Source organism: bacterium endosymbiont of Bathymodiolus sp. 5 South, from assembly GCF_900128535.1.
Classification (GTDB): Bacteria; Pseudomonadota; Gammaproteobacteria; order PS1; family Pseudothioglobaceae; genus Thiodubiliella.
Genome location: NZ_FQTR01000105.1, coordinates 1 through 6,258, shown reverse-complemented (window position 1 = coordinate 6,258; position 6,258 = coordinate 1). Strand labels below are relative to the sequence as shown.

The 6,258-nt window shown below is 38.4% G+C and carries 1 protein-coding gene; it reads left to right on the top strand.

Annotation, left to right across the window (positions count from 1 at the left end; translation table 11 throughout):
* The coding region (locus BBROOKSOX_RS08355) for a C80 family cysteine peptidase (RefSeq protein ID WP_139660936.1) at positions 1–6,258 on the top strand (6,258 nt) is incomplete at both ends.

The window sequence follows — 6,258 nt, the reverse complement described above, 5'->3', positions numbered from 1 at the left end:
ATTTCCGTGAAGTGGAAATTTTAGGTAAAAATTCAACTTTATTAATAGATTCTGGCGCCCCAGAGCCCCTGAAAAATAACGCTTGGCGTATTAATAGAGAGATTGCCGATAGCAGTGGTGCATTTACCGTTGGCGATGAAATTAAAGTAACGCTGCTTTTGGATGAGTCGGTTATCTTGGCAAATATTGGCAGCAATAAGATCGTTGTTGCTGGCAAGGAATTTCTATTAACAGGCGTCAATGGTGAACACACTGATGCATTAGAGTTTGTTTACACCGTGAAGGTTGACAATAACGTTAACGCTGAAGATTTTAATATTGATAGTACAAAAGACATTGTGTTAACCGATGTTAAAGATGTGGATGGCAATAGCATTGATTTTAGCGCTATCACCGACTCTGTGGCACTCTCAAAAGCATCGTTTAATACCGATCTTATCATTGGGGGTGGCAATAAAATACGCCATAGCAATGGCGTTTATGAAAAAATCTCTGGTGCTGGCTGGAATGCCGATGTCGCTTCTTCCAAAGGGTTTGTTAATGATGGTTATGTTATTGCCAAGATTGATAAAATTGGCAAAAGGGCGATGCTTGGACTTTCGAGTGCCGATGCCAATGATTCTTTTAATACGATAGATTATGCTTTGTATGCGGACTCAGGTGTGGGTAATAAATTTGTCATCTATGAGAGTGGACAGCCTCAGCATAGCACAGGGGTTACTTATGCTGCTGGCGATTATATGAAAGTCGTTCGATCAGGCACTACAATCAAATATTACCATATCAAAGCCAGTGAAGGTGTACTTGCCAAAGGCACTTTGCTTTACACCTCAAACAAAACCTCAAACGCAGGAACTAAATTGTTTTTAGACAGTTCTTTTTATGATGTGGGTGCTAAATTATCAGATATGCGTATATATAGTGGTAATTATTCGGCACTTTCAGTCAATATGTATGCACCAGAGCCCACTGCTGATGCTTGGCATATAGAAGGTGCGGTGAATCTCAAGGGGGTATTTACGCTTGGTAGTGAAATTAGAATAACATTGACACTAGATGAAGAAGTTGTCTTGGCAAATGTTGGCAGTAATAAAATTGTTGTTGCTGGCAAAGAGTTTCTATTAACAGGTGCCAATGACGCTGTAACCCGCACCTTAGAATTTATTTACACTGTTCAACCCAACGATAAAACCAATGCTGATTTTTATATTAACAGTAAAGACGACATTGTTTTAACTGGCATTCAAGATACAGCAGGCAACAGCATTGATTTTGGCGATATCTCCAAGGGTCTAGACATTAGCCCCAGCAGTCAAAACCTTGCCCTAAGCAGTAAAGGGCTGGCGACCATCAGTACCAATGTTACTCATTGGCATGCCAATGGCACCGCTTCCAATATTGCAAGAATGACTGACGGCAATACCAGTTCAAGTGGTGCATTAGATTATGCCGTACACCCATTGGATGCTGATGGAAAATACATTTTGTTTGACTTTAAAGGGGTTCATTACAACAACGGCAGTTTTAAACTTTTTAATCGTAAGGGGATTATTGATAGGATTAACGGCTCAACCGTTGATTTCCTTAAAGAGGGCGTGGTGGTTTCAACCCGCACTATTGATGAGGCAGGTGAAATTGTTGAAATCATCCCAGAAAGTGATATTGTTTTTGATCAAGTCAGACTTACTTTTAGTGGCAATGCGCAAAATTTCCGTGAAGTGGAGATTTTAGGTAAAAATTCAACTTTATTAATAGATTCTGGCGCCCCAGAGCCCCTGAAAAATAACGCTTGGCGTATTAATAGAGAGATTGCCGATAGCAGTGGTGCATTTACCACTGGCGATGAAATCAAAGTAACGCTACTTTTGAATGAGTCCGTTACTTTGGCAAAGGTTGGCAGTAATAAAATTATCGTTGCCAACAAAGAATTCTTGTTAACAGGTGCTAATGGGACAATCACCGACACATTAGAGTTTGTTTACACTGTAAAGATCAATGACAATATTAGCGCTGAAAACTTTGATATTGACAGTAAAGAAGCCATTGTGTTAAGCGATGTTAAAGATGTGGATGGCAATAGCATTGATTTTAGCACTATCACCGACTCTGTGGCACTTGCCAATCTAGCGCTGGATACAGAGTTTAGCATTGGTGGTGGCAATAAAATAAGCCAAACCAAGGGTGTTTATGAAAAAACCTCTAGCAGGGGCTGGAATGCTGCTATTACTTCCACCAAGGGTTTCTCTGGTGATGGTTGTGTGATTGCCAAGATTGGTAGTAACAATAAATATTTAATGGTTGGACTGTCTACCGATAGTAACAATAATGAAGGTAACTATCACGCAATAAATTTCGCAATCTATGTACATAATTCTGGCAATATTGTTGGTATTTATGAAAACGGTCGTAGCGTCAAAAATTTTTCTGAAGATCAATATCCTTATACGGCAGGGGATTATTTAAAAATAGAGCGAGACGGCACAACAATCAACTACTATCTTGTTAAAGTTGGTGATGATCCAGCCACTGAAGGTACCTTGCTTTACACCTCAAGTAAAATTTTAAGTGCAGATACCGAATTGTTTTTAGATGGCTCTTTTCATGATGTTGGTGCCAAATTATCAGACATACAAGTATTTAACAATAAGTTACCACTTTCGGTAAGTGCCAAATCGATAAGACAGGTTTCAACAACGGGGGATTTGGAAAAAAACAATGTGTTTGACCAAGTATTTAATGAGCATCAGTTTAACAACGACGATGAAACAGGCATCTCTTCGGATAAGGGCGAAAGCACTACCAATAACACCAATACCACCAATAACACCACCATTACCAATAACACCACTACCACTGACAACACCCAAGAGACTGAAGAGCAAAAAACCAACAAGGCAGAAAAATGGTTTAATAGCAAGGTCAATCAAAAATTTTCTCAAGGTTTGTCATTTTCTCAAACCCCTAAAATTCTTATTATCACTGAACTCTCAAATGAAAACTTTGATTTGGCACTTAGTCTTAGAAAAAATAACGATATTATCGTTTACTACAATGCACAAGAGAATGAAATAGAATATCTATACGGACAAGAAAACGATATTAGCGTAAGGCAAATAGAATATCGCATTATTGCCAATAGTAAAATCATCAATACCCTAGTTGAAGATACCACCAGTGGCGACTACATAGTAGATATTGATGACGACCCAGAAGACGATATCGACATACAAGCTATCGTTGCACAATTACAACAAGTCATCACCCTGCAAAGAATCGCCACAGGCTTGCGTAGAAACTGGTTTACTCGGCACAGTTTCGCAAAAAAAGAATTGGCATTTGACAGTTTATTTTTCACCTTAGAGCAAAACCCCAGCCAGCCCGATACTCAGCCTGTTGTACACAAAACTTCCAAATATCAAAGTAACCTGATCGTCCAAAGCAGTGATAACCCTATTGTCATTGAAGCCGCTAATGCCTTATTCAACAAACACCCTGATAGCAGTGTCCTTGTCAAATTTGATCAAGACGGTAATCTTGTTACCCTAAAAGGCGAGGCTTACACGCCAACAGGCGACACCCGTGTTAATTTTGTCGGTCATGGTAACGATTTAAGTCAAGAAGGTGCACAGTCATTAGCAAACAAGGTAAAGATACTCCAGCAAACCTACGGCAATGACAGCACCGACATTAGGCGTATCGCCTTAGTCGGCTGTGGTACTGATGGTGTTAATCAAAACCTCACTCAAGACTTTGCCAGAGCTATTTATAACGACACGCCTACACTAAAAACTGCCGAAATAACCGGCAGAAAAGGCGACATGCAAATCAACCCTGATGGCACTAAAACCATGGAAACGGGCGGTAAAAAAATGATTTATCAGTGGAACGATGACTTAAATATTGTTACCCAGCAGACTGAAGAATCCAAGCGTGCGGGGGAGGTATTAGAAAATTTGAAACTGGGTTGTGTGAGTTCTAAAGACTCATCTGATACGGGCACTGATACTGATACTGATACTGACACTGATGCTATCGATATAGGTATCATTCCAGATACCTTAACCAATGCACATATAGACTTAGATAACGCTGTTGGATCGGGCGCATTTAAAGCTGCTTACAATTTAAAAGGTCAACCTGATTTATTGGTAGTGTTATTAAAATCAGGCTATCAAGCCACCGAAATTAAAAAAGAAATAGGATACTTAAAGCAACTAGAAGCGCTTGGTATAAAAACACCTAGGCGTTATAAAAAAATCACATTTATAGACACATCTATGCCCAAGTCTAATGTTAAACGACACGGGATAGTGATGCAAAAAATTAAAGGTGCACAAGATGTAAAGTTATCGCTTAGAAGTTGGATTCCAGAAGGGGATTCTCTATTAAAAATACTTAATAATAGCAATGATAAAACCTTAGAAGACATTGAAAATTTGCGAAAAATATTTGCAAAAAATTCCAATTTTTGTGTATCCGATTTTCAAGGTCTTATTGCTGAAGACGGTCAATTCTATGTTATGGATCCACAGGATGTTGATCTCCATACAGGCAGTATGCGTAATTTTTTTGAGTTAAACGCTTTACAGGGATTCAAACAAAATATTTTAGAACACCACAAGCGCTTTACCGACAAAACACTCAATCACATTGTCTACATTGATAAGGAACTTTGGGACTCACCCGATGACGCACTCAAACAAAAAATACTAAGTGATGCAGAAAAAAATAAGAATAAAGTTATTGTTGTTTATGATTCTGCAACAGGTGAAAAAAATGTTATTCGCCAGCCAAGCAACAGTCAAAGTCTAGATTTCGAAACTGTTGAAGTTATTAGCCGTGACAATATAATTCCAAGTGCTGATTTAAAAAATAAATACCTTGATTTTTCCAAGCAACATGGCTGGAAAGAAAGTAGCAACTCTGTTTTCCGTGTCAACACCGCTGAGGGCTATGAAGCCTTAAACCTAAAAAGCAATGGTAAAAACAAATACAACATTATCTTATCCATTGGCGAAGACAAGGTTACCAAAGATGCCGCCAATGCATTGTTTGAAAAACACCCTGATACCAGTATTATTGCGACACTTGATGAGCAAGGAAAATTGGTTTTTCCAAAGGGCAAAGCATTTACGCCTGATTCCAGTGTACGGATCAATATTGTTGGACATCCAGAAGTATTGGAACAAGTGGGAGCGACAAAGTTAGCAGATTACACCGATCAATTAGCGCGACACTACAAGATAGATTCGATTGACACTCAAGCCTATTTGAATCGTGCTGCTTTGGTGGGTTGTAATAACGAAAGACTCAGTCAAAGTTACGCTAAACAGCTTTACACTCGAAAATATTTAAGAAACACTAGCGTTACCGGTAGATTGGGCGATATTCAAGTGAACGAAGATGGCTCTAAAACCATGAATGACAAGGATCAAAAAATCATTCATCGTTGGAATTACGAACTTGAAAAATCTACCTGGACAACGCAAAGCTCTAAGAATATTGGTAAAGTTTTAGAACATCTAAAATTGGGGTTAGATGATGAAACAACGCCAGATTCATTGACGCATAAGGATATAGGTGTACCTATTGGTCGTGGTTCCATGAAAACCGCTTATATCTTAAAAGACCACCCTGATTTGTTGTTTTTACAACTAGATGAAAGATTAGAGGATCCGTCTTCATTTCGAACATTAAAAAACGAAATTGAGTGGATTAACAAATTTAGAGAAATGGGTATTAAAACGCCAAAATATTTTAAAACTATTTCCATGTTTGGTAAAGATAATCAAGAGCACCATGGTATTTTGGTTGAACGCATTCATAGCTCAGTATTAGTAAAACCAGGGAGGCTATCTATTCTAAAGGGGCGCACAACAGCCAAAACGCTAAGCGATATTCAAAATTTATTACAGAAATTTGATCAATATCCAAATTTGGGTATCGGTGATTTTCAGGTGTTATTAGGTAGAGATGGACAGCTTTATGTTATTGACCCGTTAAACATTCATGCGCCATCGTCTGAAGTTTTGCCTTATCATTCACAGGTAGACAGGAAAAAGAACATAAAAAATTTGCAAGAGTGGAGAGATACATCGTTAAACACCCTAAAAGAATTTAACCAAAATAAAGGCATGCACGCCATTTTTGTTAGCAAAGAGATGTTAGATTGTGATTCAGAATTTGAAGAAAGTCTATTAGAAAAAGCACAAAAACAACAAGACCTTGTTGTTATGAGTTACGATTCAGAAGGCACAA